The sequence below is a fragment of the Streptomyces halobius genome, assembly GCF_023277745.1.
In the GTDB taxonomy this organism is placed as follows: Bacteria; Actinomycetota; Actinomycetes; order Streptomycetales; family Streptomycetaceae; genus Streptomyces; species Streptomyces halobius.
Window position 1 is genome coordinate 7404065 of sequence record NZ_CP086322.1, and the last position, 26059, is coordinate 7430123.

Annotated in this window: 28 protein-coding genes and 1 pseudogene; 17 read left to right on the top strand and 12 right to left on the bottom strand. The window is 71.6% G+C overall.

What is annotated here, in order from left to right:
• Positions 1–75 precede the first annotated feature (75 nt).
• The 3 genes from K9S39_RS33540 (at position 76) to K9S39_RS33555 (ending at position 3882) form a co-directional block, all read left to right on the top strand.
• Positions 76–744 carry a class II aldolase/adducin family protein gene (locus K9S39_RS33540; RefSeq protein ID WP_248867074.1) on the top strand — a complete coding sequence of 223 codons (669 nt, stop codon included), beginning with the start codon at positions 76–78 and terminating at the stop codon, positions 742–744.
• Positions 745–898: 154 nt separating this feature from the next.
• Positions 899–2026 (top strand): alpha/beta hydrolase, encoded by a 1128-nt coding sequence (locus K9S39_RS33545; RefSeq protein ID WP_248867075.1) that lies wholly within the window; start codon positions 899–901, stop codon positions 2024–2026.
• Positions 2027–2439: 413 nt separating this feature from the next.
• A complete protein-coding gene (locus tag K9S39_RS33555; RefSeq protein WP_248867076.1) occupies positions 2440–3882 on the top strand; it encodes a hypothetical protein in 1443 nt (480 codons plus the stop codon).
• Between the two features lie 167 nt (positions 3883–4049).
• Here the strand turns inward: K9S39_RS33555 and K9S39_RS33560 are convergent, their stop codons facing one another.
• Positions 4050–4469, bottom strand: a complete 420-nt coding sequence (locus K9S39_RS33560) for a VOC family protein (RefSeq protein WP_248867077.1) — start codon at positions 4467–4469, stop codon at positions 4050–4052.
• Positions 4470–4780: 311 nt separating this feature from the next.
• Here K9S39_RS33560 and K9S39_RS33565 point away from each other — a divergent pair, with 311 nt between their 5' ends.
• The 3 genes from K9S39_RS33565 (at position 4781) to K9S39_RS33575 (ending at position 7830) form a co-directional block, all read left to right on the top strand.
• Positions 4781–6379: an ABC-F family ATP-binding cassette domain-containing protein gene (locus K9S39_RS33565; protein WP_248867078.1), complete on the top strand. Its 1599-nt coding sequence runs from the start codon at positions 4781–4783 to the stop codon at positions 6377–6379.
• 336 nt (positions 6380–6715) lie between these two features.
• Complete coding sequence (locus K9S39_RS33570; RefSeq protein ID WP_248867079.1) at positions 6716–6937, top strand: helix-turn-helix domain-containing protein; 222 nt, start codon at positions 6716–6718, stop codon at positions 6935–6937.
• A 113-nt stretch (positions 6938–7050) separates the two neighbouring features.
• Positions 7051–7830 (top strand): enoyl-CoA hydratase/isomerase family protein, encoded by a 780-nt coding sequence (locus K9S39_RS33575; RefSeq protein ID WP_248867080.1) that lies wholly within the window; start codon positions 7051–7053, stop codon positions 7828–7830.
• Positions 7831–8084: 254 nt separating this feature from the next.
• On the opposite strand, the gene K9S39_RS33580 is transcribed toward K9S39_RS33575, so the two are convergent.
• A complete protein-coding gene (locus K9S39_RS33580) occupies positions 8085–8813 on the bottom strand; it encodes a hypothetical protein (protein ID WP_248867081.1) in 729 nt (242 codons plus the stop codon).
• A gap of 186 nt (positions 8814–8999) precedes the next feature.
• Between K9S39_RS33580 and K9S39_RS33585 the strand changes: the two genes are divergently transcribed.
• The 5 genes from K9S39_RS33585 to amaP all read left to right on the top strand — a co-directional run bounded on the left by K9S39_RS33585 (position 9000) and on the right by amaP (position 11473).
• Entirely contained in the window at positions 9000–9461 is a 462-nt protein-coding gene (locus K9S39_RS33585) for an Asp23/Gls24 family envelope stress response protein (protein ID WP_248867082.1), read from the top strand.
• Positions 9462–9497: 36 nt separating this feature from the next.
• Positions 9498–9695 carry a hypothetical protein gene (locus tag K9S39_RS33590; RefSeq protein ID WP_248867083.1) on the top strand — a complete coding sequence of 66 codons (198 nt, stop codon included), beginning with the start codon at positions 9498–9500 and terminating at the stop codon, positions 9693–9695.
• Between the two features lie 6 nt (positions 9696–9701).
• Positions 9702–10094 carry an Asp23/Gls24 family envelope stress response protein gene (locus tag K9S39_RS33595; RefSeq protein ID WP_248867084.1) on the top strand — a complete coding sequence of 131 codons (393 nt, stop codon included), beginning with the start codon at positions 9702–9704 and terminating at the stop codon, positions 10092–10094.
• 99 nt (positions 10095–10193) lie between these two features.
• Positions 10194–10859: a DUF6286 domain-containing protein gene (locus tag K9S39_RS33600; protein WP_248867085.1), complete on the top strand. Its 666-nt coding sequence runs from the start codon at positions 10194–10196 to the stop codon at positions 10857–10859.
• Between the two features lie 8 nt (positions 10860–10867).
• Positions 10868–11473, top strand: a complete 606-nt coding sequence (amaP, locus tag K9S39_RS33605) for an alkaline shock response membrane anchor protein AmaP (RefSeq protein ID WP_248867086.1) — start codon at positions 10868–10870, stop codon at positions 11471–11473.
• A 195-nt stretch (positions 11474–11668) separates the two neighbouring features.
• Here amaP and K9S39_RS33610 read toward each other — a convergent pair whose 3' ends face one another.
• The 6 genes and pseudogenes from K9S39_RS33610 to K9S39_RS33635 form a co-directional block, all read right to left on the bottom strand.
• Positions 11669–12424 (bottom strand): SDR family oxidoreductase, encoded by a 756-nt coding sequence (locus K9S39_RS33610; protein ID WP_248867087.1) that lies wholly within the window; start codon positions 12422–12424, stop codon positions 11669–11671.
• Positions 12425–12537: 113 nt separating this feature from the next.
• Entirely contained in the window at positions 12538–14310 is a 1773-nt protein-coding gene (locus K9S39_RS33615; protein ID WP_248867088.1) for a glycoside hydrolase family 15 protein, read from the bottom strand.
• Positions 14311–14365: 55 nt separating this feature from the next.
• The gene (locus K9S39_RS33620; RefSeq protein WP_248867089.1) at positions 14366–15181 is read right to left on the bottom strand and encodes an SURF1 family cytochrome oxidase biogenesis protein; all 816 of its coding nucleotides are present in this window, start codon (positions 15179–15181) and stop codon (positions 14366–14368) included.
• A gap of 116 nt (positions 15182–15297) precedes the next feature.
• Entirely contained in the window at positions 15298–15531 is a 234-nt protein-coding gene (locus tag K9S39_RS33625; RefSeq protein WP_248867090.1) for a hypothetical protein, read from the bottom strand.
• A 62-nt stretch (positions 15532–15593) separates the two neighbouring features.
• Positions 15594–16643 (bottom strand): DEDDh family exonuclease, encoded by a 1050-nt coding sequence (locus tag K9S39_RS33630; RefSeq protein ID WP_406708061.1) that lies wholly within the window; start codon positions 16641–16643, stop codon positions 15594–15596.
• Between the two features lie 297 nt (positions 16644–16940).
• Positions 16941–17486, bottom strand: a pseudogene (locus K9S39_RS33635) (TetR/AcrR family transcriptional regulator C-terminal domain-containing protein); the annotation flags it as partial.
• Between the two features lie 188 nt (positions 17487–17674).
• Here K9S39_RS33635 and K9S39_RS33640 point away from each other — a divergent pair.
• The gene (locus tag K9S39_RS33640) at positions 17675–18604 is read left to right on the top strand and encodes a sterol desaturase family protein (RefSeq protein WP_248867092.1); all 930 of its coding nucleotides are present in this window, start codon (positions 17675–17677) and stop codon (positions 18602–18604) included.
• Between the two features lie 32 nt (positions 18605–18636).
• The gene (locus tag K9S39_RS33645) at positions 18637–19326 is read left to right on the top strand and encodes a lysoplasmalogenase (RefSeq protein WP_406708180.1); all 690 of its coding nucleotides are present in this window, start codon (positions 18637–18639) and stop codon (positions 19324–19326) included.
• Between the two features lie 51 nt (positions 19327–19377).
• Here the strand turns inward: K9S39_RS33645 and K9S39_RS33650 are convergent, their stop codons facing one another.
• Both K9S39_RS33650 and K9S39_RS33655 read right to left on the bottom strand, forming a co-directional pair.
• A complete protein-coding gene (locus tag K9S39_RS33650) occupies positions 19378–20892 on the bottom strand; it encodes a S8 family serine peptidase (protein WP_248867094.1) in 1515 nt (504 codons plus the stop codon).
• 220 nt (positions 20893–21112) lie between these two features.
• A complete protein-coding gene (locus K9S39_RS33655) occupies positions 21113–21307 on the bottom strand; it encodes a hypothetical protein (RefSeq protein WP_248867095.1) in 195 nt (64 codons plus the stop codon).
• Between the two features lie 197 nt (positions 21308–21504).
• On the opposite strand from K9S39_RS33655, the gene K9S39_RS33660 reads away from it, so the two are divergent.
• The 3 genes from K9S39_RS33660 (at position 21505) to moaA (ending at position 24658) form a co-directional block, all read left to right on the top strand.
• Positions 21505–21849, top strand: coding sequence for a DUF485 domain-containing protein (locus K9S39_RS33660; RefSeq protein WP_248867096.1), 345 nt, complete (start codon positions 21505–21507; stop codon positions 21847–21849).
• Positions 21846–23483 carry a solute symporter family protein gene (locus K9S39_RS33665; RefSeq protein ID WP_248867097.1) on the top strand — a complete coding sequence of 546 codons (1638 nt, stop codon included), beginning with the start codon at positions 21846–21848 and terminating at the stop codon, positions 23481–23483. The genes K9S39_RS33660 and K9S39_RS33665 overlap by 4 nt, the downstream gene beginning before the upstream one ends.
• 185 nt (positions 23484–23668) lie before the next feature.
• Complete coding sequence (gene moaA, locus K9S39_RS33670; RefSeq protein ID WP_248867098.1) at positions 23669–24658, top strand: GTP 3',8-cyclase MoaA; 990 nt, start codon at positions 23669–23671, stop codon at positions 24656–24658.
• 39 nt (positions 24659–24697) lie between these two features.
• Here moaA and K9S39_RS33675 read toward each other — a convergent pair whose 3' ends face one another.
• On the bottom strand, positions 24698–24928 hold the full coding sequence (locus K9S39_RS33675) for a hypothetical protein (RefSeq protein ID WP_248867099.1): 231 nt from the start codon (positions 24926–24928) through the stop codon (positions 24698–24700).
• A 229-nt stretch (positions 24929–25157) separates the two neighbouring features.
• Positions 25158–25520 (bottom strand): DUF3099 domain-containing protein, encoded by a 363-nt coding sequence (locus K9S39_RS33680; RefSeq protein ID WP_248867100.1) that lies wholly within the window; start codon positions 25518–25520, stop codon positions 25158–25160.
• Positions 25521–25734: 214 nt separating this feature from the next.
• Here K9S39_RS33680 and K9S39_RS33685 point away from each other — a divergent pair, with 214 nt between their 5' ends.
• Positions 25735–26013: a GlsB/YeaQ/YmgE family stress response membrane protein gene (locus K9S39_RS33685; protein WP_248867101.1), complete on the top strand. Its 279-nt coding sequence runs from the start codon at positions 25735–25737 to the stop codon at positions 26011–26013.
• The last annotated feature ends 46 nt before the right edge of the window (positions 26014–26059 follow it).

Here is a 26059-nt window from a genome sequence, read left to right on the forward strand (position 1 = left end):
GTCGCGCACCGCTTCTGTTTCTGCTCCGCCTATGCCGCCACCGCGCCCTATGCCGCCACCGCGCCGGAGGACACCATGAAGGACCCGTTCGACCGCCTCGCCGCCGTCTGGGACGAGCTGGTCACCACCGCCCGCCGAACGGTCACCGACGGCCTGGTGGTCGGCACGTCGGGCAATGTCTCGGTCCGCGTCAGGGACCTGGTCCTGGTCACGCCCAGCGGGGTCCGCTACGACCGGCTGGGACCGTCCGACACCACCGGGGTCGACCTCGACGGCAACCAGATCATCGGGCGGCTCCGGCCGACCAGCGAACTCCCGCTGCACCTGGCGGTCTACCGCAGCACCTCGGCCACCGCCGTCGTGCACACCCACGCCCCGCACGCCACGGCCGTCTCCACCCTCGTTCCCGAACTGCCGCCGGTCCACTACATGACCGCGGCGCTCGGCGGGCCCGTCCGGGTCGCGCCGTACGCCCTCTACGGCAGCGACGAACTGGCCGCGAACATGCTCGGCGCGCTGCGCGACCGCACCGCCTGTCTGCTCCAGAACCACGGCACCCTCGCCTACGGCGACAGCCTCGACCAGGCGCTGGACCGCACCGCCCAGCTGGAGTGGATGTGCCGGGTCTGGCTCACCGCCGCCTCCGTTCCCGGCCACAGCCCCAGCCTGCTGTCGCCCGGTCAGCTCGACGCGGCCGCCACCCGACTACGCGGCTACGGCCAGACAGGAGACGGTCTGGTCTGACCCCGGGGCACAGCGCCCGACCCCGGTCACAGCGCCCATGCCCGCCCTGACCGCATCCCTCCCGTGTCTCCCCCCTCGTCTCCCTCTCCTCTCCCCGTCACCCGCCCGCCGTCGTCCGCTGGCCGTGACCGGTGCACCTGCGCACACTGAGGAGGTGCGCCTGCGTACCGCGGCGGCCGCGGCCGCCACCACCGTCCTCGGTGCCGGGGCGGCCGCCGTGGCGGTCGGCCGGTACGCCAGCGACGTTGCCCTGAAACCCTCGTCCGACAACCCCTTGCCGGGCGACTCCCGTCTCACGGTGCACTCCGCCACCGATGACCTGATCACGCTGACCCGCAGCCTCGCCTCCCTGAGGCCCGGCGTCTACGGGCTGACCGGAGCGGGCTGCCATGCGGTGCTGGGCCCCGTCGTGCACGGCAGCCCGCACCCCGCCGACACGGTCGTCCGCCGGCTCACCCGGGTCACCCACGGCGTCCTCACACCGGGCGCCCGGATGCGGCTGACCCCCCAGGTGCACATCGGCAACCCCCGCGACGCCCTCGGCGCCGACTGCGCGGATGTCGACATCCCCGGTGAACTCGGCGCCCTCCCCGCGTGGTTCGTCCCCGGCGTCCGCGACACCTGGGTCATCACCGTCCACGGTCTCGGCACCACCCGCGAGCACCCGATGGTCATCATGCCGTTCCTGCGGCGGCACCACCTCCCCGTCCTCGACCTGGCCTACCGCAATGACCTCGGCGCCCCCCGCACCGCCGACGGCATCAACCACCTCGGCGACTCCGAATGGCGCGATCTGGACGCCGCCATCCGCTACGCGGTCCGCTACGGCGCCCGCGACGTCGTCCTGCACGGCTGGTCCACCGGCGCCACCATGGCGCTCCGTGCCGCCGTCAACTCCGCGCTGCGCGACCGGATCAGCGGGATCGTGCTGGACTCACCGGTCCTCGACCGGCATGCCACGATCCGCGCGCTGGCCGCCGCCCGGCGGGTCCCGCGCACCCTGCTGCCGCTGGTCGTCCGTGCCGCCAAGGGCACCACAGGAGTGCCCGTCGACGACCCGGCCGACGCCGTGGATCCCGCCCGGCTGACCGCGCCCGTACTCCTCTTCCACGGCCCGGACGACACCATCGCCCCCTGGACGGCCTCCCGCTCCTTCGCCGCCCGCCGCGCGGACCTGATCTCCCTTCAGCCGGTCCCGCACGCACCGCACGCCGCGATGTGGAACGCCGATCCGACCGGCTACGAAGAGGCGCTCCGCCGTTTCCTCACCCCCCTGATGTAGGAACCGCGCCCGGTACAAGAGCCGGTCCTGGTGCAGGGACCGGCCCTGATGGAGGAGCTGCCCCTGGTGCAGGAGCCGCCCCTGACGGAGGAACCACCCCTGGCGCACGAGCCGGCCCCGGTGCTGCAAGGACCGGCCCTGGCGGATGAGCCGGCCCTGATGTGGGAACCGGCCCTGATGCAGGAGCCGCCCCTGGCGCACGAGCCGACCCCGGTGCAGGAACCGCCTCCGAAGTGGTGGCGGATCCGGAGCGGGTGCGACGGCCCCCGCCGTACCACCGCGCCGATGACGCGCGGGCGTACAGGGGGACAACTCCCCACATCAGGGATGGGTCGCCGAGGTGCCGCGGCCCGCGGCGACCGCAAGCCGGGTTCCGATTGGGCTTTCGGGCTGTCAGCGGCAAGACTGCTCCTGTGACGTCCCGTACCCCGCGCGACTCCCGGCTCCGACTCGTCCCCCGTCAACCGATTGCCGCCGCCCGCGGGGCGGTGAGCACCCGGGCCGCCCGCCCGGCCCCCCGGCCGCCCGAGGGCACCCCGCCGCCCGCGGAACTGGCGCGGCAGGCCCGCGCCGTCCTGGCCGGCGCGGTCCGGCTGGCCCGCTGGGCCGACGGCGCCGGCGGCACGGTCGCGGGCCTGCGGGCCGGCCCGGACGGAGCGCTGCCGGCCGCCGACGTGGAACGCGCCGCCGCGGCCCTGGGGCTGACCCCGCGGCAGGTCCGCGTCGACTGGGACCGGGCCAGGCTCGCCGGACTCATCGAGCTGCACGACGGCATCGCCCGCCCCGGCTGGCGGCTGCGCGCCTGGGACCGCGATGACACCGCCGCACTGCGCGGCTGGGTCGCGCTCTTCGACGCCTGGTCGCTGGCCCGCCCCGCACCGGACGGCGCCGGACCCACCATCGTCGCCGAAGTCGTCGAGGCCGTACCGCAGTTGCTCTCGCTGCTGCATCTGTCGGCCGGACCCGTACGACTGCCGGTCCTGCTGGACATGCTCGACCAGCGCGTCGCCGAGCTGCGCACGGAACGCTGCGAGGTGCCCTACGGGCAGGACCCGGCCGCGGACACCGACGGAGCGGAGAGCGACGCCGCGGGGGCGTCGCTCTCCGAGCTCCTCGGCTGGGCGCTGGACGCCCTCACGACCGTGGGAGCGCTGGTGCCACCGGACGGCGCGCGCGACGGTGCGTACGAGGGCGGCCACGACGGCGCCGAGGCGCAGCTGACGCCGCTCGGCAACTGGTCGGTGTGGGTCAAGCTGGAGCAGATCTGTGTGGCCGCGCAGAGCCCGGCCGGCCATATAGAACAGTCGGCGGAGGCCATGCTGCGCGGCTGCGCCCGGCTGACCCCCGGCCCGGCCCGCACCGAATACCGCGCCTGGCTCGCCGCGCGCTCCGTCGGCGCGGCCGTCGAGGAGCTGCTGGCGGTGGCCCGCGGTGAGGACGCGCTGCTGCGCGGTCTGGCCTTCGAGGCGCTGCGCGCGGTCGGTGCCCCGGCCGCGCCCGCCGTCCGCGCGGCGGCCGGGGAGCCGGCACTGCGGCCGTACGCCCTGCTGTGGCTGGTCGAGCACGAGGGGGGCGACCCGGAGGAAGCGCCCGATGTGCTCACCCGCGAGGAGCTGACCTGGCTGTGGGTGGACACCGCGGCGGCCGTCGCGGACCACGGCGAGACCCAACTGCTGGTCCGGCACCTCGACTCGGCGGTCCAGGGCTCCGTGCCGCGGCTCCTGGCCGAGGTGCGCGCCGTCGGGCATCCGCGCACCGTCCAGGTGCTGGTCGCGCTCGCCGCGGCCCATCCCGACCCGGCGCTCGCCAAAGCCGTCCGCCGGGCCGCGTTCCAGGTCCACACCGGCGGCGCCTGAGCGGGGCGGTAAGAACGGCGGTGGGCGCATCGCTCCGACCACCGCGGTTACCGCTCCGACCACCGCGGTCATCGCCCTGGTCACCACGGTCATCGCCCCGGTCACCGGGGTCATCGGTCTCGTCGTTCCGGGCACCGGCCTGAGCCTCGCATCCTCGGGTACGAGGCTCAGGCCGAGGCGCCCGGAACATACGTCCCGAAGCTCCAGATGTTGCCCTCGCCGTCCCGAGCCATATAGTCCCGCGCGCCGTAGTCCTGGTCCGTGGGCTCCATCAGGATCTCCGCCCCGGCCGCCTTGGCCCGCTCGAAGTGCGCGTCGGCGTCCTCGACGACGACATAGACACCGGTCGGCCCGGCGTCGCCCATCGCCTCGTCGAAGGGGCCGCCGCGCCCTTTCGTGCCCAGCATCACCCTGCCGTTGCCGTACGCCAGCTCGGCGTGCAGCACCGTGCCGTCCCCGCTTTCGTACACCGCCTCCTTGGTGAAGCCGAAAGCCTCGGTCAGCAGCGTGATCGCGGCCGGGGCGTCGTGGTAGAGCAGCGTCGGGTAGATCGTGGGCGAACCGGAAGCCGGGGTCGCGGTGGTCATGACGGTCACCATCCCTGTGACGGGAGCAACGGACTTCATCCAGCGGCCTCTTTGAGACCTGCATCACAGTCTTGCAGCAGGGTCCGACAACGCATCCGCAGCCGCATCGGCGAGCGCCGTGCCAACCGCCGCGCTGAACACGGCGCAACGCGCCCCGCCGGGCCCCGTCTTCGGCGGGCGCCCGGAATAACTGCTTGCAGGGCACCGTTAGACTGCCCGTATGGCAGTTCTCCTTTGGGTTCATTAGCCGGCGTAGACCGCTCTCGGACCGTCCGTCCAACCCGCCGTCTTCCTGCCCTGGAGTTTTTTCCGTGATCACCGCCTCCGCCCTGGAGCTGCGCGCCGGCGCCCGGGTCCTCATCGAGTCCGCCTCCTTCCGTATCGCCAAGGGCGACCGCATCGGACTGGTCGGCCGCAACGGCGCCGGCAAGACCACCCTGACCAAGGTGCTGGCCGGCGAGGGCATCCCCGCCGCCGGCTCGGTCACCCGCGGCGGCCAGGTCGGCTATCTGCCGCAGGACCCGCGCACCGGCGACCTGGACGTTCTCGCCCGCGACCGCGTCCTCTCCGCCCGCGGCCTGGACACCCTGCTGCGCAAGATGCGGGAGAACGAGGACCGCATGGCGAACGGCAAGGGCGCCACGCGCGAGAAGGCGATGAAGAAGTACGAGCGCCTGGAGACCGAGTTCCTCACCAAGGGCGGTTACGCCGCCGAGGCCGAGGCCGCCACCATCGCCGCCGCGCTCAACCTGCCCGACCGTGTGCTCGGCCAGCCCCTGCACACGCTCTCCGGCGGTCAGCGCCGCCGTATCGAGCTGGCCCGGATCCTCTTCTCGGACGCGGACACACTGCTCCTGGACGAGCCGACCAACCACCTCGACGCCGACTCCGTCATCTGGCTGCGCGACTACCTCAAGTCCTACCGCGGCGGCTTCGTCGTCATCTCCCACGATGTCGACCTGGTCGAGACGGTCGTCAACAAGGTCTTCCACCTCGACGCCAACCGCGCGCAGATCGACATCTACAACATGGGCTGGAAGCTCTACCAGCAGCAGCGCGAGGCCGACGAGAAGCGCCGCAAGCGCGAGCGGGCCAACGCCGAGAAGAAGGCCGCCGCGCTCAACAGCCAGGCCGACAAGATGCGGGCCAAGGCCACCAAGACCGTCGCCGCGCAGAACATGGCCAAGCGCGCCGAGAAGCTGCTCGCCGGCCTGGAGGAGGTGCGGGTCGCCGACAAGGTCGCCAAGCTGCGCTTCCCGGACCCGGCGCCGTGCGGCAAGACCCCGCTGACCGCCGAGGGCCTGTCCAAGTCCTACGGCTCCCTGGAGATCTTCACCGACGTCGACCTGGCCATCGACAAGGGCTCCCGGGTCGTCATCCTCGGCCTCAACGGCGCCGGCAAGACCACCCTGCTGCGGCTGCTCGCGGGCGTCGAGAAGCCGGACACCGGCGAGGTCCGCGCCGGGCACGGCCTCAAGCTCGGCTACTACGCCCAGGAGCACGAGACGCTGGACCCGGACCGCACGGTCCTGGAGAACATGCGCTCGGCCGCCCCGGACATGGACCTGGTCGCCATCCGCAAGACGCTGGGTTCGTTCCTCTTCTCGGGCGATGACGTCGACAAGCCCGCCGGGGTGCTCTCCGGCGGCGAGAAGACCCGCCTCGCCCTGGCGACGCTGGTCGTCTCCTCCGCCAACGTGCTGCTCCTCGACGAGCCGACGAACAACCTCGACCCGGCCAGCCGTGAGGAGATCCTCAGCGCGCTGCACACCTTCACCGGTGCGGTGGTCCTGGTGACGCACGATGAGGGCGCGGTGGACGCGCTGTCACCGGAGCGCATCATCCTGCTGCCCGACGGTGTCGAGGATCTGTGGGGCCAGGACTACGCGGATCTGGTCGCGCTGGCCTGATCACGGCCGCTGATCAATGCCGTATGGATCATTCGGCCGACGCGTGATCCATCATCTGAGTGAGAACGGCTCGTACATCGGCGAGCCTGCGGCGCATGGCCGGGTCCTGTGGGGCCCGGCCGTCCCGTTTTCGGCGGGATATCCCCTGACCTGCCCATTCTCGAAGAAAGCGGCGTCCGGGCGGCCCGCGGGACAGCCGTAATCCGGAATTCCGGCCGCTGTCGCCCGGCCTCCGGCGGCAAAGGATGTCGTACTGACCCTGGAGAAGGGGTGGCCAGGAAGCCGGAGAGGGGTGATCATGAGAGTCCAGAGCGCACTTCCCACGAGGAGGCACGGGTGGCCGAGACTCTGAAGAAGGGCAGCCGGGTGACCGGCGCCGCGCGCGAGAAGCTCGCGGCAGACCTGAAGAAGAAGTACGACGCCGGAGCGAGCATCCGGTCGTTGGCCGAGGAAACCGGTCGCTCCTACGGGTTCGTGCACCGGATGCTCACCGAATCCGGTGTGGTCCTGCGCGGTCGCGGCGGAGCCACACGGGGCAAGAAGGCCGCCTCGGTCTGACGGTTCCGCGACTCCGAGCGCAGCGGTGCCCCCGGTCGGCCGAGCAGTCGGCCGGGCGGTTACCGTTCAGTCACTTACGTACGCGGAAGTGCTGGCTGACTCGGAGGCGCCCCATGACTCTGCTCGACAAGGACGGTGTGCGGCTCACCGTGGACGACGACATCGCCACGGTGACCCTCGCCAACGCGGCCAAGCGCAACGCGCAGTCGCCGGCCATGTGGCGGGCGTTGGCCGAGGCGGGTTCGCTGCTGCCGGGAAACGTACGGGTTGTCGTGCTGCGCGGTGAGGGCAAGTCCTTCTCCGCGGGCCTCGACCGGCAGGCGTTCACGCCCGAAGGGTTTCCCGGCGAGCCGTCGTTCATCGATCTGGCACGCGGTTCGGACGGTGACCTGGACGCCACCATCGCCGCCTACCAGGAAGCGTTCACCTGGTGGCGGCGGAACGACCTGGTGTCCATCGCCGCCGTGCAGGGGCATGCCATCGGCGCGGGCTTCCAGCTCGCGCTCGCCTGCGATCTGCGGGTCGTCGCGCAGGACGTGCAGTTCGCCATGCGCGAGACCAGCCTGGGACTGGTGCCCGACCTGACCGGTACGCACCCCCTGGTCGCGCTGGTCGGTTATGCCCGTGCGCTGGAGATCTGCGCCACGGGGCGCTTTGTGCGCGCCGACGAGGCCGAGCGGGTGGGCCTGGCCAATCTCGTGGTGCCCGTTGACGAACTCGACGGCGCGGTGGCGGACTTGGCGGCCGCGCTCATCGCCGCACCGCGCGACGCCGTCAACGAGACCAAGGCCCTGCTGGCCGGCGCCGCGGGCCGTACGTACGAGGAACAGCGCACCGCGGAACGCGCCGCGCAGGCGCGCCGGCTGCGTGATCTTGCGGGGGTGGAGGAGTAGGGGGAATCCCTGGGGTTCGGGGCACGACCCTTACGGGGTGTTCGAACGGATCCCCTAGGGGTGCGTGGGTGCCCTTGCAGGCCACAACGCGGCGGGCCCGGGGCGACATTCCCATGGTTCACCCCCGTGTTCGGTAAGTCGCCCGGTAAGTCGCCCCCAGGGCCTTTCCGGCCCTGGCCCACCGGAGTGGCCCTGGCCCACCGGACCGGTCCTGATTCACCCGATCGGCCCAGGCCCTGTCGTCGAACTCCCGTCTAGCCCCGTTCCACCGTCGTGACCAGCACGGTGACCGTCGGTGGTGCGGGCATCGCGGACGTCACCGCTGCCCGCACCGCGTTCGTGACGTCCAGGGCGCGATGGCCGGCCGTGGTCGCCAGCTGGATCAGGGCGTGCCCGTCGGTCAGGCGTACCGGGCGGGACCACCCGCCGAGCGCGGGGGCGAGGCGGGCCACGCCCGGGACGGCCAGGGCCGTGGTGGCGATTCCTTCGGGGCCGGCCTGGGGGGCTCCCGTCCGGCTGTCGGGGGAAAGGGGCGGGGCGTCAGAGGTTGTGGGCGGCGGGGGACCAGCTGCCCCGGCCGCCGCCGGCTCCTCCAAGAGTTCGGTGATCCGCAGGTCCACCGTGCTCACCACCAGCCCCAACTCGCGGTCCGACGCGGTCAGCAGCGCCGTGCGCAGTCCGTCGGCGATGGCGGGCAGCGGTCGGTCGGCGACGGCGGCGAAGTCGGCCTCGATCCGCAGGGGGCCGGGCGGCAGCGCGCTCGGGGGCGCCGGTACCGCCGGTTCCGGGGCGCTGGCGGGGTCCGCTACGGACACCCGCAGCGCGCCCAGCCGCACCCCGGCCCGTGACTCGACGGCCGTCCGCAGCACTGCCGTGGCCGCGTGCTCGGTGATCCAAGCTCCGTCCGCGGGCCCGCCGAGGGGCAGCACCCGGCCGATCCCGAGCTGCTGCCGCACTGTCTGTGCCAACTGGTTCGCGGCCACCGTGTGCCCCTTTCCCGGACTCTGCCCCCAGCCTGCCGCAGACCGGCCCGTACGGCAGGAGGTTGCACAACGGTGCCGGAACGGAGCACTCTGCTGCCGCATCCCGCGCGGGTCCGGATAACCGCACCTACTGTGGGGAACGGAGCGAGCAGCCCGCTTTTCCCCTCGCGGAAGGGACGAACGGCTATGACCGAGACCCAGCAGCAATCAGAAGCGAAGACGCTCGGCGGCAAACGGGGCGGCGGCGACCCCGCGTCCCGGGGGCGCACCACCATCGCCGACGGTGTCGTGGAGAAGATCGCCGGACTCGCGGCCCGTGATGTCGTCGGCGTGTACGCCATGGGCAGCGGCTTCGCCCGCACCCTCGGCGCCGTCCGGGAACGAGTGCCCGGCGGCGGTCGGACCGCCCCGGCGACCCGCGGGGTGAAGGCCGAGGTCGGCGAGGTGCAGACCGCGCTGGACCTGGGGATCGTGGTCGACTACGGCGTCTCCATCACCGATGTCGCCCGGTCCGTCCGGGAGAACGTCGTCGCCGCCGTGGAGCGGATGACCGGGCTGGAGGTCGTCGAGGTCAATATCGCGGTCAGTGACGTCAAGCTGCCTGACGAGGAAGATGAGGAAGAGGAAAAAGAACCGCGGCTTCAGTGACCGGAGTGGTACGGAGTGGCAGCGAAGGAGCGTGCGATGAGCATGGCCGTGGTCGGTCTCGTGGCCGGTATGGCGTTGGGCTTCGCCGGATACTTCGGCGGTTTCGGGGCCTTCGTCGTGGTGGCGGTACTGGGTGCCATCGGGTTCGTGGCCGGCAAATTCCTGGACGGCGATCTGGAGCCGGGCGATTTCTTCCATTCCCGCACCGGCGACCGCGACGACCGGCGGCGGTGAGTCCGGGTGCCAGCCGTCCGCCGGGACGCCGCCGTCCCACCCGTACCGGCGGGGGAGCGCGGCGCCACGAGGATCGCTGACCGGGTGGTGGCGAAGATCGCCGCCCAGGCGGCGCGCGAGGCGCTGCGCACGGCGGCCCTCAGCGCGCCCACCGACGCGCATGCGACGGTGACCGTGCACCGGCGGGACGGCCAGCGGCACTTCGGCGAGGCCCGGGTGCGGGTGGCCGTCGAACTGGGCTATCCGTCCGACATCGGTACGCAGTGCCGCGCTGTGCGTCGCCAAGTCGCCGAGCGGGTATGGGCGTTGGCGAGCATGGAGGTGCCCCACGTCGCGGTGGACGTCGAGCGTCTGCACTCACCGCTGCTGGACACCACGGACCGCGGGAGGGTGCGATGAGCGAGTGCAGCACGGGGGTCCCCCGGCCGGAGGCTGGGGGAGAAAGGTTGAGAGGTGCGCGCCTCGCGAATGCGGGGCCGGGCGAAGCGAGGCTTCGGCATGAGTGACGACGCGGAGCCGGCCGACACCCGGCGGCTGCCCACGCTCGACAAACGGCCGGACTCTACGGACGGGTGGGAGCAGTCGACATCGTCGGCGGCCCACGCCAGCACCGGGGACCACGACCGGGCCCGGCGGTTCTGGTCGGCCCGCCGGGTACCGGCCGCCCTCGTCGCCGGGCTGCTGCTCGGCGCCACGGGACTGCTGCTCTACGACGTGGCCGCGGTACGCACCGGCCGCCCCGCGATGTCCTGGCGCCGCTGGATCGCCGACCAACTGGCCACCCGGTCCCTCGACAGCGTGTGGCTGATCGCCGCCGCGGCGGCCGTGCTGCTCCTCGGGATCTGGCTGATCGTGCTGGCCGTCACCCCGGGCCTGCGCCAGGTGCTGCCGATGCGGCACACCACCCCCGGCATCCGGGCGGGACTCGACCGCTCGGCCGCCGCACTGGTGCTGCGCGACCGCGCCATGGAGGTCGCGGGCGTCCAGTCCGTACGGATGACCGTCACCCGCCGCAAGGCCACGGCCCGGGTCGTCTCGCACTTCCGCGAGCTGGACGAGGTCCGCGTCGACCTGGACGAGGCGCTCGCCGACGGTCTGCACGAGCTGGGGCTCGCCCACCGGCTGGGCCTGTTCGTCGATGTCCGGCGCCCGAGGAAGAGGTGAGCGAAACGATGCGTCAGGTCCTGAGGACCGTCAACCGGGTGCTGCTGGGCCTGACCGGCGTGGTGCTGGTGGGCACCGGAGGGACGGTGCTGTTCGGCGGGTTGGACCTGGCCGCCCGGTGGCACCTCGGTCTGCCCGAGGACTGGCCCTGGACCAGGCCCGACGACGTCCTGCTCAGCGAGGAGAACCGCACCCGCTGGACGGACACCGGCTGGTGGTGGCCCACCGTCATCGCCGCCCTCGCCGTCCTCGTCCTGCTCCTGCTGTGGTGGCTGTTGGCCCAGCTCCGCCGGCACCGGCTGAACGAGATCCTCGTCGACAGCGGTGACGGTGAGGGCGCCCTGATGCGCGGCCGGGCATTGGAAGCCGTCCTGGCGGCCGAGACGGAAGCGCTGGAGGGCGTGGACCGGGCCGGGGTACAACTGACCGGACGCCGGACGCAGCCGAGGGTGCGGGCCGTGCTGACACTCGTACCGCACGCCGACCCGGGCACCGTCCTGCTGCGTCTCGCGGACGAGTCGGTCGCGCACGCCCGTGCTTCGGCGGGGCTCGACCGGCTGCCGGCGGACGTCCGGCTGCGCGCGGTGGGCCACCGGGCGGAGCGGGTCAGCTAGCGGCCGCCGAGCGGGCGGCCGACGGGCCGACTGGGGCCGTCGGCCAGGCTCGCCCGGCCGCCCGGCACGCCGTCTGGCCCTGCCACGCCGTCTGGCACGGCCGCGCTGCCCCGGCCACTCCGTCACGCGTTCGCGCCTGCCGGCACCGGCCGCGCCTCCCGTCGCACCCGACGCCCCCGCCCCACCGGCCCCGCGTCAGAACCCGTGCCGGGCGCCGCCGTCCACCGGCACCATCACCCCCGTGACGTACGAGGCGGCCGGCGAGAGCAGGAACGCCGCGGCCCGGCCGAACTCCCCGGGCGTGCCGTACCGGCCCAGCGGAATCGACGCGGAGTTGCGGGCACGGGTGCCTTCCGGGTCCCCGGAGAGCGCGTCGAGCTGCGTCATCCGGTCGGTGGCGATCCGGCCGGGCAGCACGCCGATGACGCGGATGCCGCGCGGGCCCAGCTCGTTGGAGAGCGACTTCGCGAAGCCGGCGAGGCCGGGGCGGAGGCCGTTGGAGATGGTCAGGCCGGCGATCGGCTCATACACGGAGCCGGACAGCACAAAGCCGATCACGCCGCCCTCGTCCAGCTCGGCCGCGGCGGTGCGGGCCAGCCGTACCGCGCCCAGGAAGACCGACTCGAAGGCCGCCTGCCACTCTTCATCGGTGTTGTCGACGGCCCCGCCCGGCACAGGGCCGCCCACGCTGATCAGGACGCCGTCGAAGCGGCCGAACCGTTTGCGGGCCGCCGCCACCAGGCGCGCGGCGGCGTCCGGTGCGGCGTTGTCGGCGGCGACCCCGAGGGCGCGCTCGCCCAGCGAGGCGGCCGCCGTGACGGCGCTCTCCTCGCCGCGTCCGGTGACCACGACATTGGCGCCTTCGGCGACCAGTTCACGGGCGGTGGCGAACCCGAGGCCGCGGGTCGCTCCGGTGACGATGTACGTCCGGTCGGTGAGTCCAAGATCCATGGCCCTAGTCTGCCCCCGGGCCGTCCGGGCGAGTAGGCCCGGTGTCCCTTTGTCCGCCCGCAGGGCGGGGCTCGCCGGGAGGTGCCCCAGCGAGCCGGAAGGGCATACCGGGCTTACTCGCCCAGCAGTCCGAAGGCGGTCCCCACCAGGCCGACATGGCTGAATGCCTGCGGGAAGTTGCCCAGCTGACGCCGGGCGGCCGGGTCGTACTCCTCGGCGAGCAGCCCCACGTCGTTGCGCAGCGTCAGCAGCCGCTCGAACAGGGCGCGGGCCTCGTCGTGGCGCCCGGTCAGGGCCAGCGCGTCGGCCAGCCAGAACGAGCAGACCAGGAAGGCGCCCTCGCCGCCCGGCAGACCGTCGACCGACCGGCCCTCGGTGCTGTAACGGCGTACCAGACTGCCGTCGCACAGCTCCTGGCGCACCGCGTCGACGGTCCCGGTGACCCGTGGATCGCTGCCCGGCAGAAAGCCCACGCGGGGGATCAGCAGGGTCGCCGCGTCCAGTTCCGTGGAGCCGTAGGACTGGGTGAAGGTGCCGCGCTCGGCGTCGTAGCCTTGCTCACAGACCTCGCGGTGGATCTCGGCGCGCGTCGCCCGCCAGCGTTCGACGTGCCCGCGGAGCCTGGGATACGCCTCGACCGCGCGGATCGCCCGGTCCGCGGCGACCCAGGCCATCACCTTGGAGTGCACGAAGTGCCGGCGCGGCCCGCGGACCTCCCACAGTCCCTCGTCGGGTTCGCGCCAGGTGGACTCCAGGTAGTCCACCAGCGCGCGCTGGATGTTCCAGGCGTGCGGTTGCGGCGGCAGCCCGGCGGTGCGCGCGATGTGGAAGCAGTTCAGCACTGAGCCGTAGACATCGAGCTGGCGCTGCTCGACGGCGGCGTTGCCGATGCGTACGGGCGTGGAGGCGGCGTAGCCGGGCAGCCAGGGAACCTCGGCCTCCGGCAGTCGTCGCTCGCCGGCCAGCCCGTACATGATCTGCAGATCGTCGGGTGCGCCGGCCACCGCGCGCAGCAGCCAGTCCCGCCAGGCGCCGGCCTCCTCCAGATACCCGGCGGAGACCAGGGTGTTCAGGGTGAGGCTGGCGTCGCGCAGCCAGCAGTAGCGGTAGTCCCAGTTGCGGACGCCCCCGAGCTCCTCGGGCAGCGAGGTGGTGGGGGCCGCGACGATGCCACCGGTGGGCGCGTAGGTGAGCGCCTTGAGGGTGATCAGCGAGCGGATCACGGCGTCGCGGTACGGACCGTCGTAGCGGCAGCGCGCGGACCAGGCATGCCAGTCGTCCAGGGTGCAGTCGAGCGCCTCGAACGGGTCGATCCGGGATGGCCGGGGCTGGTGCGAGGGGTGCCAGGTCAGCACGAACGCGACGCGTTCACCGGCGGCGACGGTGAAGTCCGAGCGGGTGCTGAGGTCCTTCCCGTAGGTGCTGCACTGCTGCGGGGTGCGCAGCCACACCGAGTCGGGCCCGGCGATCGCGACCCGGGAGCCCTGGTCGTACCGCACCCAGGGCACCACCCGCCCGTAGTCGAACCGCAGCCGCAGCTCCCCGTGCATCTCGACGCTGCCGCGGACGCCCTCGACGATCCGTACGACGTCGGGCATCCGTTCGCGCTGCGGCATGAAGTCGGTGACCTTGACGCTGCCGTCCGGGGTCTCCCACACGGTGTCCAGGACGAGCGAATCGCCGCGGTAGGCGCGCCGCGGCCGGGCCTCGGCGGACCGGGGGGACAGCCGCCAGTGGCCGTTGTCGCGGCTGCCGAGGAGGGCGGCGAAGCAGGCGGCCGAATCGAAGCGGGGCAGGCACAGCCAGTCGATGGAGCCGTCGCGGCCGACGAGCGCGGCGGTCTGCAGATCGCCGATGAGCGCGTAGTCCTCTAGAGGTGGATGCACGCAGCGGATCTTCCCGGCGGGCGGGAGCGCTACGCGGTGCGGGCGGCTGTCCGGGCTACGGGGCCGGCGCCGCTTCGGCCGCTTCGGTCTCCGCCGCTTCCGGTGCCCGTCCCTCGGCGGACGCCGCCGCCCGGTCGCGGCGCTCGCGGCGTACCAGGACGACCCAGCCGACCGGCACGGCCGCCGCGAACAGCCACCACTGGATCGCGTACGCCATGTGCGGGCCGATGCTGTCGTGGTCCGGTTCGGGCACCAGCTCCGGCTTGCCGCCGGCCGGCTCGGGCGCGGTCTGCTCGATATAGCCGCCGAGCACCGTCCGGCCCAGCCGCTTCGCCTGCTCGGCGCTGTTGATCAGCATGACCTGGCGGGTGGGCAGGCCCTGGGTGTTCTTGATGCCGCTGTTGGCGGTGGTCTCGTCGGCCATCATCCGGCCGGTCACGGTGATCCTGCCCTTGGGGGCGGCCGGGACGCTGGGGAATTCGGTGAGGTCGTTGCCGGCCGCGATCCAGCCGCGGTTGACCAGGACGGTGCCGCCGTGGTCGAGATCCAGCGGGGTCACGACGTAGTAGCCGATGCTGTGCTCGTCGGCGGCGGTCCGCTGGCGGACCACGACCTCGTGCGCGGTGTCGTAGGTGCCGGTGGCGGTGACCGGGCGCCACATGTCGTCCCGGGGCAGCGTCCGGCCGGGGGACGTCAGATCCGTGACCGGGACCGGCTCGGCGGCCAGGCTGTCCGCGATGAGCCGGTTCTGCGCGACCCTGTGCTCATGGCGGTGGAACTGCCAGAATCCCAGCTCGATCATGACGGGGATCAGGACGAGGCCCACGAGGGTGAGGATCACCCACTGCCGGGACAACAGGAAGCGGTACACGGCTCGACGGTACCTGGGACGCGACGGTCCCCGGGCAGGGGGGCCTGCCCGGGGACCGTCGATCGGAGGGACGTCGTGCCGTGGCGCGACGTCCGGCGGTCGGACTCTCTCCGGTTTCAGACGTGATCGACGATGCCCACCTTTCCGTCCGCGCGGGCGCAGTGGGCACCGCAATAGAACTTCCCGTTGACCTCCGCACCCTGGCCGATGATCTGGCACCGACAGTGCTCACAGATCGGCGCCATGCGGTGAATGGCGCAGGAGAAACAGTCGAAGACATGCACCGCGCCCTGCGCATGCACCTCGAACGTCATGCCGTAATCGTTTCCGCAGACCTCACAACGTGCCATGCGCCACAGGGTGGGGGCGGGGCCGGGGCGGGGCGAGCGCCGAGGGGCGTGTTGGCCGGGCTTCACCCGGACGCAGGCGGCTGGGCTGGGGCGGCCGGCCGTACGTCCTGCAGCAGTTGCATGAAGGCCGCCTCGTCGATCACGACCGTGCCGAACGCGCGGGCCTTGGCGGCCTTGGAGGTCTGCGCGTCGGGGTCGTTGGTCACCAGCAGGCTGGTCAGCCGGGACAGGCTCGTCGCGACATGGAGCCCGGCCTCGATCGCACGGTCCTCCAGCAGCTCGCGGTCCACGGACGTATCGCCGGAGAAGGCGACCCGCATCCCCTGGACGAGCCGGCCGCCCGCCTCATAGCGCCCCGGGTTGGGATACGGGCACGCCGGGCGTTTGCGGGACGGGCGCCAGGAGGTGGGGCGGTAGGACGTCGCGGAGGAGTGCCGCCTGGGTGACGGGGTGTCCGACCACTCCGTCAACGGCTGGCAGCTCAGCAGCGGCAGCCGCAGCCGCTCCCGGGCGGCCCGCCGCAGGCTGGGACGGAACGCCTCGGCGAGCACCCGGGCGTCGTCCAGCGCGTGGTGGGCGTGCTGCTGCACGACGCCGTAATGGGCGGCGAGGGACGCCAGCTTGTCGTTGGGCAGCGGCAGCCGCAGCTCCTTGGAGAGCGCGATGGTGCACAGCCGCTGGCGGACCGGGGCGACCGCCGAGGCGCGGGCGTACTCACGGGCGATCATCGACCAGTCGAACATCGCGTTGTGCGCGACCAGCACCCGGTCCTCCAGGCGCTTGGACAGCTCCGGGACGATCTCCGGAAAGAGCGGGGCGTCGGCGAGCACCCCGCTGGTGAGACCGTGGATCCAGACGGGGCCCGGATCCCGCTGCGGGTTGACCAGGGTGTACCAGTGGTCCTGGACCGTGCCCTGTGCGTCGAGTTGATACACGGCGGCGGAGACGATGCGGTCGTCGCGGGCCAGGCCCGTGGTCTCCACGTCGACGACGGCGTATCCCTGGGGATAGTCGGACGGCCAGGGAGCCGGCGGCGTCTGCGGCCCCGGCTGCTGCCCGATCTTCGGCGCGATCGAGCGGTCTGCTGCCATGCGGTCTTCGAGCATAGTCACTGAGGATAAGGGCCACCACTGACAGCCACCGAACTGCGGTGGTTTCCCGCCGCGTTTTGCGTTGCGGTTTGCGTCGCGGGTTGCGCCGAATGTCGCGTGGCCGTTGTTTTCCGCCGCTTGTCTTTCGCGCCGCTTGTTTTCCCCGCCACCCACCCCCCTTCGGGGGTGGGCGGGTGTAGTGGTCTGGTTTCGCCTTCGGGTGGGGGCTGGTGTGGTGGCTTGGTTTCGCCTATGGGTGGGGGCTGGTGTGGTGGCCTGGATTCGTGGCCTGGCTCTACGCCGTGCCCGGCTCGCGTGCTACGCCGTGCCCGACCCGCCCCCACGCCCGCCCCCTCCCGCCCCCAGCAAGGACGTCACCAGCGCTTCGAGCGACACCAGGAAGAGCTGTTCGGCGTCGACGGGAGCGGCCAGCGCGCGGGCCAGTGCCGGATCCTGCCCGGCCGTGGGGGAGGCCCACAACTCACCCTCGCTGGGGCATTGTTCCGGCGAACGCTCGCGGTTGCGCTCGACCAGGACGAAGCCGACGACCTGGTACTGGATGGCGCGCACCATCTCGGCCGCCAGCTCCCCGTGCAGCCCCGCGGCGTGCGCCCCATGGACCAGTGCCCGTTGTGCGGGCAGGAACATCCGCTCCGTCAGACCGCGTTCGTGCACCATCGCGATCAGCTGCGGACGCTCGCGCAGCGCCGTACGCAGCGCGCGGCCGACCGACGAGACGATACGCGCGTGCGGTGTGCGCCCGGTGGGACGGATCGCGCCCATCTCCTGGACGGTGCGCTCCACCAGGGCGTCCAGCAGCGACTCGCGGTTGCCGATGTGCCAGTAGATGGAGGTGACGGCGGTACGGGGTGGCAGCGGCGCGGTCCCCAGGGCCTGTCCGGTGGGTCAGGGGCGGACAGGCCCTGACTCCCGGCCGTACCGGCCGTCGCTACCGGCGGTAAGCCGCCTCCGCGCCGCTGACACCCCGTCTCACATACTTCTCGGTAACAACCCCTAGCGGCACCGCTGTCACCGCCTTTATGGTGCGGGACATGCCGCACCTGCCCGATGTCGTGTTGTGGTCCGTACCGGCCTTTGTCCTGCTCACCGTGGTGGAGATGGTGAGCTACCGGCTGCATCCCGACGAGGACGCGGCGGGCTACGCAGCCAAGGACGCGGCCGCCAGCGTCGGCATGGGACTGGGCAGCCTGGTGTTCGACGCGCTGTGGAAGATACCGATCGTGGCGATCTACGCCGCGTTCTACGAGCTCACCCCGCTGCGCGTCCCCGTGCTGTGGTGGACCCTGCTGCTGATGCTGCTCGCGCAGGACTTCTTCTACTACTGGTCGCACCGCGGGCACCACGTCATCCGCATCCTGTGGGCCTGCCATGTGGTGCACCACTCCAGCCGGAAGTTCAACCTCACCACCGCGCTCCGGCAGCCGTGGACGACCTGGACCGTCTGGCCGTTCTACGTCCCGATGATCGCGCTCGGCGTGCACCCGGCGGCCGTCGCGTTCTGCTCCGGGGCCAACCTCGTCTACCAGTTCTGGGTGCACACGGAGCGGGTGGGCACACTGCCCCGGCCCTTCGAGTTCGTGCTCAACACGCCCTCGCACCACCGCGTCCACCATGCCTCGCAGGGCGGCTACCTGGACCGTAACTTCGGCGGCATCCTGATCATCTGGGACAGGATGTTCGGCTCGTTCGTCCCCGAGACCGAGCGACCGGTCTACGGCCTCACCAAGAACATCGAGACATACAACCCGCTGCGGGTCGCCACCCATGAGTACGTCGCCATCGCGCGCGACATACGGGCCGCGAGCAGCTGGCGCGAGCGCGTCGGGCGGGTGTTCCGCGGGCCGGGCTGGCAGCCGGCGATCAACCCCCTTGAGGCGGAGGGCCTTTCGGGGAGCGCGCCCACCGGTCCGGCCGGACGGCGGGGCAAGGAGCGCGCCGCCGTCGGGGAGCGCACCGCGTGACCCCTGCAGCACGTCGGCCGCGTATCGCGCGGATGCTGCTCCTCGCCTTCGCCGCGCCGGCCGCCGTCCACCTCGCCGGCCTCCTCGTGGCCACGGCGGCGGACGGCGGAGTCGCGGCCTTCGCCGACACCGCCGTCCACCTCACCAAACCCGCGCTGATGCCGTTGCTCGCCGGTCATGTTCTCGCGCGCGGCGGCCCGCCGCTGCTGGCCGGTGCGCTGCTCTTCGGCTGCGGCGGCGACACCTTCCTCCAGATCGGCGGCGACACGGCGTTCCTGCTGGGGATGGGCTCGTTCGCCGCCGGGCACCTCTGCTACCTGGTGCTGTTCGCCCGACACGGGGCACCCATCACCGGGCGGCGGTCCCGTACGGCCGCGGTCGCCGGTGCGTACGCCGCCGTACTGGCCGGCACCGTGGCGCTGCTGTGGCCGGACCTGCCGCCCGAACTGCGGATCCCGGTGGCGGGCTACAGCCTGCTGCTCACCACGATGGCGTTCGGTGCCCTCCGGGCGGGGCCGCGGGCGGCGCTCGGCGGGCTGCTCTTCCTGCTCTCGGACACCTTGATCGCCAGTGGGCTCGCCCACTGGCCGCAGCTGCCGGCACCCCAGTTCTGGATCATGCTCACCTATGCCGCGGCCCAGTTCGCCCTGGCCGAAGGGGTGCTGCGGGCCGCCGCGGACAGACCGGAGGGCCGGGCGGCGAACCACCCGGCCCTCCAGTGAAGTCACCTCACACGGCTTGCTTCGTCACCGATCGGGCCTACTTCTTCGCCGTCACTCCTTTACGGCGTCCAGCGCGTCGACGATGCCATAGCCGAAGTGGCTGTTGACATGCTTCGTGCCGGTGCAGGTGGCGTCGCCCTTGGGGCAGCCGGGGTTGTCCGCCTGCGCCTTGAGCAGCCACTGGATCTCCTGCGGGCTCGACTTCGGATGCGTGCTCTTCAACAGCGCCGCGACACCCGAGACATGCGGTGACGCCATGGACGTACCGGCCAGATAGGCCCAGTCGCCGCCCGGCATCGTGGAGAGGATGTTGCCGTTCTTGGCCGGCAGCTCCGGGACCTGCCTCCGGTCGCCGCCGGGGGCCGCCACATCGATCGGGCCGAGGCCGTAGTTCGAGTAGTACGACTTGAGCTTGTTGACGCCGGTCGCCGCGACGGTCACCGTGCCGGGCAGCTGGGCGGGCACGTCCCAGCACTTCTTCGGGTCGATGGTGCGCGAGGCCGGGGTCGAGTCGTTGGGGCTCGATGTGTCGACGAGCTCGTCGGCCGCCAGGTCGAGTCCGGAGTTGCCGGCCGCGGCGACATTGATCGCGCCCTTGCGCTCGGCGTACTTCGCGGCCCGGCCGACGGCGTCGACGATGGCGGCCTGGTCGGCCTCGTCCTTGCAGTTGAACATCCACGGGTCGACGTAATAGCTGTTGTTGGTGACCTCGACGCCGTGGTCGGCCGCGAAGACGAAGGCGCACACCACGCTCTCGGCGAAGAACAGGCTCGTCTCGGGCTCGCTGACCTTGATGGCGGAGATCTTCACGCCAGGAGCGACCCCCGCCACGCCGACGCCGTTGCGGGCCGCGGCGATCGAACCGGCGACATGCGTGCCGTGGTAGTCGTTCTCCGGGTCATAGGGGCGCCAGGAACCCTTGGAGGTATCGGCCACGCCGCCCACGCAGTTGGCGGACTGCTTGGCGGAGAAGTTGGGCTTCAGATCGGGGTGGGTGTCGTCCACGCCGGTGTCGATGACGGCGACGGTGACGTTCTTGCTGCCGGGGTTCACCGCCGCGGCCTTGTCGGCCTTGATCGCGGGCAGGTCCCACTGCAGCGACTCCAGCGGCTCCTGGCCGCTCGCCTTCGCCGCCGCACCGGCCGCCTTGAGCTGCGACTTCGGCAGGTCCATCTTCTGCGGCTTGCCGACGTCGGTGGTGCCGGACGGCTTGAGCGGCGCGGTACGGGTCGCACCCGCCGACTGCACACCGTCCACGCCCCGTAGGGTCGCGGCGAATCGGGGGTTGGCCGAGTGGACGACGATCACGCCTATCTGTTCATGAGCGGTGACCACCCTCCCGCCGGCCCTGGCTATCGCCTTCCTCACCTTGCCGACCGTGGCGTGGTCCGGCGTGGTGTTCACGACGTACGACAGCAGCGGGCCGTCGGTCGAAACGGCGGCCGCGGGGACGGAATCCGGGGAAGCGGCGGTGGCCGCGTTCGGGAGGAAGCCGAGGGATGCCGTCAGAGCCAGTCCGAGCGGTACGGCCAGCGCGCACGCCCGTCTGTATCGGGGATGTGCCATATGGGGGTACTCCACATCATCCGTGAGACCGCCCGTGCGCGGGTCGCGCACAGGCGGGTGCATGACACGTGAAGTTATCGGCGATCACTGAGGAACAGCAATGGAATGCGAGAAATTCCCCTTAGAGACCGCAAACTGATGTGTTGTCAATGAGGCCTTCCCCGTACGCGCACCGTGACGGGCGCCGGTGACGGGCACGCCCTCAGGGTGCTCGCGTGGCTCAGGACGGACGGCGCAGCGTGCCGATGCTCAGCGGCGGCAGCGCGATCCGGGGGCCGTACCAGCGACGCGGCTCCGCGCCGGCCGGTCGCCGTACCGCCGGGGCGACGGCGAGCGGGGCCGGCAGCCGCACGCTGCCGTACGGGCGCCGAGGGGAACCGGACGGCTGCGGGGCCTGCGAGGACGGCGGAGTCACACCCGGCTCAACGAAGCGCCCCGCGAGCGGTGGCGGTCGGTGCGGCCATTCCACCGGGTTCTTCCGTGTGGTTCTTGGGTTTTCAACCAACCTCCCCCTGTCGCATCGATTGCCGCCGCCCTACCATGCGTGATCCGGATCACTTACCCAGGCTTTATCGTCTCTTTCCACCAGCCCCCTACGCCTCAGGAGATGCCGTGAGCATCGCACCGCCCAAGGACTCGGGAACGCATGGGCCGCCCGACTACACCGAAGTGCAGTCGAGCGCGGAATTCGCCCGACTGCGCCGCGCGCACCGCTCGTTCACCTTCCCGCTGACCCTTGCCTTCGTCCTCTGGTACCTCGGCTACGTACTGCTCTCCAGCTACGCCGGGGGGCTGATGGGGCTCAAGCTCTTCGGCCATGTCAACGTCGCCTTCGTCCTCGGCGTCGCCCAGTTCGCCACGACGTTCCTGATCGCCTGGTGGTACTCCCGGCACGCCGCGAACAAGCTCGACCCCAAGGCCGAGGCCATCAAGTCCCGCCTGGAGGGCGACGCATGAACCTCACCCAGCAGCCCCTCGCGCTCCAGTTCGCGGCCGGCGGCGCGGGTGAGCACCGCCCGCTGATCATCACCCTGTTCGCGGTCTTCGTCGCCGCCACCCTCGGCATCACCGTCTGGGCCGGCCGGCAGACCAAGGGCGCGGACGACTTCTACGCCGGCGGCCGGCAGTTCAGCGGATTCCAGAACGGCCTGGCCATCTCCGGCGACTACATGTCCGCCGCGTCCTTCCTCGGCATCGCCGGCGCCATCGCCCTCTTCGGGTACGACGGCTTCCTCTACTCCATCGGCTTCCTCGTGGCCTGGCTCGTCGCGCTCCTCCTGGTCGCCGAACCGCTGCGCAACTCCGGCCGGTTCACCATGGGTGACGTCCTCGCCTACCGGATGCGGCAGCGCCCGGTCCGTACGGCCGCCGGCACCTCCACCATCGTCGTCTCCATCTTCTATCTGCTCGCCCAGATGGCCGGCGCGGGTGCCCTGGTCACCCTGCTGCTCGGCATCACCAGCGAGGCGGGCAAGATCCTGGTCGTCGTCATCGTCGGCATCGTGATGATCCTCTACGTCACCATCGGCGGTATGAAGGGCACCACCTGGGTCCAGATGGTCAAGGCGGTGCTGCTGATCGCCGGCACTCTGCTCATCACGTTCCTGGTGGCGGTCAAGTTCCACTTCAATATCTCCACGCTGCTCGGCGCCGCCGCCGAGAACAGCGGCAAGGGCGCCGCGTTCCTCGAACCGGGCCTGAAGTACGGCGCCTCCGCCACATCCAGGATCGACTTCATCTCGCTGGGCCTGGCCCTCGTCCTGGGCACCGCGGGCCTGCCGCACATCCTCATCCGCTTCTACACCGTGCCCACCGCCAAGGCCGCCCGTAAGTCCGTGAACTGGGCTATCGGCATCATCGGTGTCTTCTACCTGATGACCATCGCGCTCGGCTTCGGCGCCGCCGCCCTCATCAAGCCCGGCACCATCACGGCCTCCAACAAGGCGGGCAACACCGCGGCCCCGCTGCTCGCCCAGGAGATCGGCGGCGGCCCCGGCTCCACCGGCGGCGCCATCCTGCTCGCCGTCATCTCCGCGGTGGCCTTCGCCACGATCCTCGCCGTGGTCGCCGGCCTCACCCTCGCCTCGTCCTCGTCCTTCGCGCACGACCTGTACGTCAACGTCATCCGCAAGGGCAAGGCCACCGAGCAGGAGGAGGTCGGCGCGGCCCGCTGGGCGACCATCGGCATCGGCGCCGTGGCGATCATCCTGGGCGTCTTCGCCCGCGGCCTGAACGTCGCCGGCCTGGTCGCCCTCGCCTTCGCGGTCGCCGCCTCCGCCAACCTCCCGACGATCCTCTACAGCCTGTTCTGGAAGCGCTTCACCACCCAGGGCGCCCTCTGGTCCATCTACGGCGGACTCCTCTCCTCCGTCCTCCTGGTCCTCTTCTCCCCGGTGGTCTCCGGCAAGGAGAACTCGATGTTCCCCGCCGCCGACTTCGACTTCTTCCCGCTGGCGAACCCGGGCCTGATCTCCATCCCGCTGGGCTTCCTGCTCGGCTGGCTGGGCTCCCTGCTCTCCAGGGAAAAGCCGGACGCCAAGAAGTACGCCGAACTGGAGGTCCGCTCGCTGACCGGCACCGGAGCGCACTGAACCGTCCGGCTCGCGCTGACCCGTCCCTCACACGCTGAGCCATCCCCACAGTCCCCCGGGCGGGGTGGCGTCGTAGCTCTCTACGACGCCACCCCGCCCACCTCGTGCTTCTCAGACCTGCCTGCTGTCGTACCCATCGCGTAGTCTCGAAGAGAACTGATCCACCACTGCGGGCAGGGGGCCCAGTGCTCATCGACACCTACGGTCGCGTGGCCACCGACCTGCGCGTTTCGCTCACCGACCGCTGCAATCTGCGATGTACGTACTGCATGCCCGAAGAGGGACTGCAATGGCTCGCCAAGCCCGATCTGCTCACGGATGACGAAATCGTCCGTCTGATCGACATCGCCGTGCGCGACCTGGGGATAGAAGAGGTCCGCTTCACCGGCGGCGAGCCGCTGCTGCGCCCCGGTCTGGTCGGCATCGTCGAGCGCGTCGCGGCGCTCACCCCCCGCCCCGAGATGTCGCTGACCACCAACGGCATCGGCCTGCAGCGCACCGCCACCGCCCTGCGCGCCGCCGGCCTGGACCGCGTCAATGTCTCCCTCGACACCCTCCGGCCGGACGTCTTCCAGAAGATGACCCGCCGCAAGCGCCATGCGGACGTTCTGCAGGGCCTGGAAGCGGCCCGCGCCGCCGGCCTCACCCCGGTCAAGGTCAACGCCGTCCTCATGCCGTCCCTCAACGACGACGAGGCCCCCGCTCTCCTGGCCTGGGCGGTCGAGAACGACTACGAGCTCCGCTTCATCGAACAGATGCCGCTGGACGCCCAGCACGGCTGGCAGCGCGACGGCATGATCACCGCCGGCGACATCCTCGCCTCCCTGCGCACCCGCTTCGAGCTGACCCCCGAGCCCCAGGACGACCGCGGCTCCGCGCCCGCCGAGCGCTGGATTGTGGACGGCGGCCCGCACCGCGTCGGCGTGATCGCCTCCGTCACCCGCCCGTTCTGCCGTGCCTGCGACCGCACCCGCCTGACCGCCGACGGCCAGATCCGCACCTGCCTCTTCGCGACGGAGGAGACCGATCTGCGCACGGCGCTGCGCTCGGGCGCGCCCGACGCCGAGATAGCCCGCATCTGGAAACTCGCCATGTGGGGCAAGAAGGCGGGCTCCGGCCTGGACGACCCCTCCTTCCTCCAGCCGGACCGCCCGATGTCGGCGATCGGCGGGTAGCCCGCGTGGGGCCGGCTCGGAGTGCGCCGCGCCCAAGCCCTAACGCCCAGACGCCTCCCACTCCTCCAGCGTCACCACATCCTTCAGAAAGCCCCGCACGCCGAGGAACTGCGACAGATGCTCCCGGTGTGCGTCGCACGCCAGCCAGGTCTTCCGGCGGTCCGGAGTGTGCAGCTTCGGGTTGTTCCAGGCCAGCACCCATACGGCGGCGGCGCGGCAGCCCTTGGCGGAGCAGATGACGGCGCTGTCGGCGGAGTTCGGGGAGTTCACGCCTCAACCCTACGTCCCGTGACCGCGGACGCTGGGCCCTTCGACTGCGGACTTGGTCCTTCGGACATGACGACGCCGGGCAGCCACGGGGGGAGCCGCCCGGCGTCGGTCCGTCGCTCCGACGGGGGATGCGGAGCGCGTACGCAGTATGTCACGGGGAATGGTGCGTGGTGCACCGGATCCGCATGATTGATCTGAGCTTTTCTTGAGCTTTGCAGACCTGTAGGGGTCAGTTCTGGTCGCTCCGGGCGTCCGACGCGTCCGCGGCCTGCCCCTCCGGAACCGGTTCCGCATCTCCGCGGGGGAGCATCGGCCGGGGCGGTGTCGTCACGAACGTCGACGGCAGCGAAGGGACGTTCTCCCGGCCCGCGTTGGCGATGACGACCGCGATATAGGGCACCACCAGGCCCAGCACCAGCGTCGCAATGGCGACAGGACGCTCGATGTTCCACAGCACGACGGTCAGCACCACGGCCACCGTCCGCACCGCCATCGAGATCACATAACGGCGCTGCCGCCCCCGCACATCCTCCGACAGCCCTTGGCGAGCCCCTGTGATCCGGAAGGTCTCGCCGCCGGTGTGCTTCCGCATCACGTTCCACCACCTGGTCAGTCGCGCCGGATTCTCCCCGCTCTCCGGTCACCTTCCACGGTACGCCGCGGCTCCGCCGCCTTCGAGACCGGGTCGTGCCGCCGTACGGCCAGGTACCGCAGCACACCTTGCGTACGGCCCTGTCCCGCGTGCGCCGTAGGTGATGCGGAGCGACACTGACGGAGCACCCTTACGTGTTCGATCAGGAGGCGACATGACGTGGTTGTGGGCCATCATTGTGGGCTTGGCCCTGGGCCTGATCGCAAAGGCCGTCATCCCCGGCAAGCAGGCGATCCCGCTCTGGCTCACCGTGATCTTCGGCATGCTCGGCGCCGTCCTGGGCAACTGGCTGGCCACCGGCATCGGAGTCCGGGACACCCCGGGCATCGACTGGGTCCGTCACCTGCTGCAGCTCATCGGCGCCGTGCTCATCGTCGGGGTGGGTGACCGCCTCTGGGTGGCCCTACGGGGCACCAAAGGCCGGATCAGGTAGCGGCATCGGCCGGATCACCTGGAAACGGCGAGCCACGGCCGGGGCA

Coding starts and splice junctions, on each gene's coding strand:
- K9S39_RS33540 (WP_248867074.1), top strand. CDS start 76: ATGAAGGACCCGTTCGACCGCCTCGCCGCCGTCTGGGACGAGCTGGTC.
- K9S39_RS33560 (WP_248867077.1), bottom strand. CDS start 4,469: ATGACCACCGCGACCCCGGCTTCCGGTTCGCCCACGATCTACCCGACG.
- K9S39_RS33575 (WP_248867080.1), top strand. CDS start 7,051: ATGACTCTGCTCGACAAGGACGGTGTGCGGCTCACCGTGGACGACGAC.
- K9S39_RS33585 (WP_248867082.1), top strand. CDS start 9,000: ATGACCGAGACCCAGCAGCAATCAGAAGCGAAGACGCTCGGCGGCAAA.
- K9S39_RS33590 (WP_248867083.1), top strand. CDS start 9,498: ATGAGCATGGCCGTGGTCGGTCTCGTGGCCGGTATGGCGTTGGGCTTC.
- K9S39_RS33600 (WP_248867085.1), top strand. CDS start 10,194: ATGAGTGACGACGCGGAGCCGGCCGACACCCGGCGGCTGCCCACGCTC.
- amaP (WP_248867086.1), top strand. CDS start 10,868: ATGCGTCAGGTCCTGAGGACCGTCAACCGGGTGCTGCTGGGCCTGACC.
- K9S39_RS33610 (WP_248867087.1), bottom strand. CDS start 12,424: ATGGATCTTGGACTCACCGACCGGACGTACATCGTCACCGGAGCGACC.
- K9S39_RS33625 (WP_248867090.1), bottom strand. CDS start 15,531: ATGGCACGTTGTGAGGTCTGCGGAAACGATTACGGCATGACGTTCGAG.
- K9S39_RS33640 (WP_248867092.1), top strand. CDS start 17,675: ATGCCGCACCTGCCCGATGTCGTGTTGTGGTCCGTACCGGCCTTTGTC.
- K9S39_RS33645 (WP_406708180.1), top strand. CDS start 18,637: ATGCTGCTCCTCGCCTTCGCCGCGCCGGCCGCCGTCCACCTCGCCGGC.
- K9S39_RS33650 (WP_248867094.1), bottom strand. CDS start 20,892: ATGGCACATCCCCGATACAGACGGGCGTGCGCGCTGGCCGTACCGCTC.
- K9S39_RS33665 (WP_248867097.1), top strand. CDS start 21,846: ATGAACCTCACCCAGCAGCCCCTCGCGCTCCAGTTCGCGGCCGGCGGC.
- K9S39_RS33680 (WP_248867100.1), bottom strand. CDS start 25,520: ATGCGGAAGCACACCGGCGGCGAGACCTTCCGGATCACAGGGGCTCGC.
- K9S39_RS33685 (WP_248867101.1), top strand. CDS start 25,735: ATGACGTGGTTGTGGGCCATCATTGTGGGCTTGGCCCTGGGCCTGATC.